General features: G+C 74.4%; 5 protein-coding genes. 4 read left to right on the plus strand and 1 reads right to left on the minus strand.

What is annotated here, in order from left to right; all coding sequences use genetic code 11:
* From HGA02_RS13020 to serA, 3 genes are all read left to right on the plus strand, one after another.
* Positions 1-884: DUF58 domain-containing protein (locus HGA02_RS13020; protein ID WP_168679368.1), on the plus strand; the 884-nt coding region annotated here is incomplete at its 5' end.
* Positions 881-1,069: a hypothetical protein gene (locus tag HGA02_RS13025; protein ID WP_168679367.1), complete on the plus strand. Its 189-nt coding sequence runs from the start codon at positions 881-883 to the stop codon at positions 1,067-1,069. The genes HGA02_RS13020 and HGA02_RS13025, both read left to right, overlap by 4 nt.
* Before the next feature lie 80 nt (positions 1,070-1,149).
* Complete coding sequence (gene serA, locus HGA02_RS13030) at positions 1,150-2,349, plus strand: phosphoglycerate dehydrogenase (RefSeq protein WP_168679369.1); 1,200 nt, start codon at positions 1,150-1,152, stop codon at positions 2,347-2,349.
* Positions 2,350-2,444: 95 nt separating this feature from the next.
* Here the strand turns inward: serA and HGA02_RS13035 are convergent, their stop codons facing one another.
* Positions 2,445-2,642, minus strand: coding sequence for a DUF5302 domain-containing protein (locus tag HGA02_RS13035; RefSeq protein ID WP_168679370.1), 198 nt, complete (start codon positions 2,640-2,642; stop codon positions 2,445-2,447).
* A gap of 194 nt (positions 2,643-2,836) precedes the next feature.
* Here HGA02_RS13035 and HGA02_RS13040 point away from each other — a divergent pair.
* The coding region (locus tag HGA02_RS13040) for an aldo/keto reductase (RefSeq protein WP_168679371.1) at positions 2,837-3,655 on the plus strand (819 nt) is incomplete at its 3' end.

Raw genomic sequence — 3,655 nt, forward strand, 5'->3', positions numbered from 1 at the left:
CCCGGATCGAGCTGCCCGTGGGGTCGTCGGTGGCCGAGCTCGGGGTGCCCGGGCTCGCGCCCGGCGCGTCGCACGACGAGCTCTTCGCGGTGCCGACGTCCCGCCGCGCGGTCGTCGTCGTGGGGCCGGTCCGCTCGGTGCGTGGCGACCCGTTCGGCCTGGTACGACGCAGCATCCGCTGGACGTCCCCGGTGGAGCTGTTCGTGCACCCGCTCACCGTGGGGCTGACCGGGTCGGGCTCGGGCGTGCTGCGCGACCTCGAGGGCCAGTCGACGCGCGACCTGTCCGACTCGGACCTGTCGTTCCACGCGCTGCGCGACTACGTCGCGGGCGACGACCGCCGGTACATCCACTGGCGCACGACCGCGCGCCGCGGCTCGCTCATGGTCAAGCAGTTCGAGGACACCCGCCGGACGCAGACGGTGATCGCGCTCGCGACGGACCCGCGCGACTACGCGGACGACGACGAGTTCGAGCTCGCGGTGTCCGTGGTGGCGTCCCTCGCGGTCCACACGATCCGCGAGCAGCGCGACATCGCCGTGCTGGCCGGCCCGGGGGCGCTGCGCGTGCAGACCCCGCCGCTGCTGCTCGACGACTGCGCACGCCTCACGCAGGCCGAGGGCGGCGCGGGTGCGGCCCTGCTCGGGCGCCGGGTCGCGCGCGAGACGCCTGACGTGTCGGTCGCGATCCTGGTGACGGGGTCGGCGGTCGACGACGCGACGCTGCGGCTCGGTGCCCGGCACGTCCCGACGGGCACGCGCACGGTCGTGGTGCGCTGCCGGCGCGGGGCGGAGGTCGCGGTCCGCACGCAGGGCACGCTCAGCATGGCGACCGCCGGGGCGCTGTCCGACCTGCCGCGCATGCTGCGCCGGGTGGTCGCGTGAGCACCCGACCCGTGATCGGCGTGCGGACGGCACGCGCCGCGACGGTCGACGTCGTCGTGCTCGTCGAGCCCGCCGACGTGCTCGCGGCCTCCGCGGGCGACCTGTACGTCGCGATGACCCGCCCGACGCGCGCGCTGCGGGTGCTCCACAGCGCGCCGCTGCCCGCCGGCTGGGCGGCGGACTGACGCGTCACGACCGCGGGCGCGTCGTGTCCGAGGACCGGACCGTCTTGGGTCGCGGGCCGGACGGGGCGCACCATAGGGACGTGCCCAAGGCCCTGCTGCTCGAGAACCTCCACCCGCAGGCGCGCTCGATCCTCGAGTCCGCCGGCTACGACGTGACCACCCGCACGGGTGCGCTCGACGAGCACGAGCTCGTCGAGGCCCTCCAGGGGGTCCAGCTCCTCGGCATCCGCTCCAAGACGCACGTGACGTCCGCGGTGCTCGAGCAGGCGTCCGACCTCGTCGCGATCGGCGCGTACTGCATCGGCACCAACCAGATCGACCTCGCCGCGGCGGCGTCGCGCGGTGTCGCGACCTTCAACGCGCCGTTCTCGAACACGCGCTCGGTCGTCGAGATCGCGATCTCCGAGATCATCGCGCTGACCCGCCGCCTCACCGAGTTCGACAAGGCCATGCACGACGGCGTGTGGAACAAGTCGGCGACCGGCGCGCACGAGGTCCGCGGCCGCACGCTCGGCATCATCGGCTACGGCAACATCGGCACCCAGCTGTCGGTGCTCGCCGAGAACCTCGGCATGTCCGTCGTCTTCTACGACACGGCCGAGAAGCTCGCGCTCGGCAACGCGCGCCGCATGGACACGCTCGACGAGCTGCTCGAGGCGGCCGACATCGTCACGCTGCACGTCGACGGCCGCAGCGGCAACGCGGGCCTCTTCGGTGCGAAGCAGTTCGCGCGCATGCGCCCGGGCGCGGTGTTCCTCAACCTGTCGCGCGGCTTCGTCGTCGACTACTCGGCCCTGCGTGACGCCGTCGTGTCGGGTCACGTGAGCGGCGCGGCCGTCGACGTCTTCCCCGTCGAGCCCAAGCGCAAGGGCGACCCGTTCGACTCCGAGCTGCGCGGCCTGCCGAACGTCATCCTCACGCCGCACACGGGCGGCTCGACCGAGGAGGCGCAGGAGGCGATCGGCCAGTTCGTGTCGAACAAGGTGCGCGACTACCTGTCGACGGGCTCGACGACGCTCAGCGTCAACGTGCCGAACCTCGCGCTCGACCAGCCGCCGGGCGTGCACCGCCTCGCGTACCTGCACCACAACGTGCCCGGGGTCCTCGCCGCCGTGAACGCCACGCTCGCCGAGCACGGCGTCAACATCGAGGGCCAGCTCCTCGCGACGCGCGGCGACCTCGGCTACGTGGTCACCGACGCCGGCTCGGCCGTCGACCAGGCCGTCGTCGACGCGCTCTCGTCGCGCCCGGAGACGGTGCGGCTGCGCCTGCTGTCCTGACCTGCCGGTCGTCCGCCTCTGCGGCCGACGCCGTCCATGACGAAGGGCCCCGCCGGTCGCCGGCGGGGCCCTTCGTCATGCGGTACGGGTGAGGCTCAGGACGAGCCGGACTTGCGCTGGAACCGGCGCTGGGCCGGGCCCGTCGTCTCCGACCCGTGGACCTGCCCGGTGTTCGTGGAGCCCGCGGCCGTCCGGTGCTGCGCCGCCTTCTTGCGGTCGAGCGCCTCCCGGAACTTCGCCTTGGCGTCCTCGCTCACCGCCTCCGCTGCCGGCTTCGCGCTGTCGTTGCTCATCGGCTACTCCTCGGTGTGACTCGGTCCGTCGACGCACCCGGGGGGCGCGTCGGTCCAGCCTCCCGGACCGCGCGCGGCCGCGCCACCCGTTTGGGCGCCCGCGTCGTCCGGGGCGTGCCGTGCGACGACGGCGGCGGCAGGTGACGCCTGCGCGGTCCCGTCGGGCGTCGTCGCGTGCGGGGTACGGTCGAGCGGTGACCACCGCACCGCCGCCCCTGCCCCACCGGCGCGCGGGCGGTCTCTCGCTCCCGGTCGTCTCGCTCGGGCTGTGGCAGAACTTCGGCGAGGCGCGACCCTACGCGCAGCAGCGCGAGGTCGTGCTGCACGCGGTCGAGCGCGGCGTCGTGCACCTCGACCTCGCGAACAACTACGGGCCCCCGCCGTTCGCCGCCGAGGAGACCGTCGGACGGCTGCTCGCGACGGACCTGCGCGGCCACCGCGACGAGCTCGTCGTGACCACCAAGGCCGGGTACCGCGCGTGGCCCGGCCCGTACGGCGAGCACGGGTCCGCGAAGTACCTGCGCGCCTCGCTCGACGAGTCGCTCCGACGGCTCGGCGTGGACGCCGTCGACGTGTTCTACAGCCACCGCTTCGACCCGACGACGCCACTCGAGGAGACGATCGGTGCCCTGGGTGCGGCGGTCCGCGCGGGCAAGGCCGTGCACGTGGGCATCTCGTCGTACTCCGCCGACCGCACGCGAGAGGCGCTCGACGTCGCCGCACGGCTCGGGGTGCGCCTCGCGGTGCACCAGCCCGCCTACTCGATCCTCAACCGGTGGGTCGAGACGCCCGGCCCTGACGGCCGGTCGCTGCTCGACGTCGCCGGCGACGCCGGGATGGCGGTCGTGGCGTTCTCGCCGCTCGCCCAGGGCATGCTCACGCCCCGGTACCTCGACGGGGTCCCCGCCGACTCGCGCGCCGCACGCGGCGGCCCGCTGCGCCCCGAGTGGCTGAACCCCGAGGTGCTCGACCACGTGCGCGCGCTCGACGGCGTCGCGCGCGCCGGTGGACGC

The sequence above is a fragment of the Cellulomonas septica genome, assembly GCF_012396155.1.
In the GTDB taxonomy this organism is placed as follows: domain Bacteria; phylum Actinomycetota; class Actinomycetes; order Actinomycetales; family Cellulomonadaceae; genus Cellulomonas; species Cellulomonas septica.

Coding starts and splice junctions, on each gene's coding strand:
- HGA02_RS13035 (WP_168679370.1), bottom strand. CDS start 2,642: ATGAGCAACGACAGCGCGAAGCCGGCAGCGGAGGCGGTGAGCGAGGAC.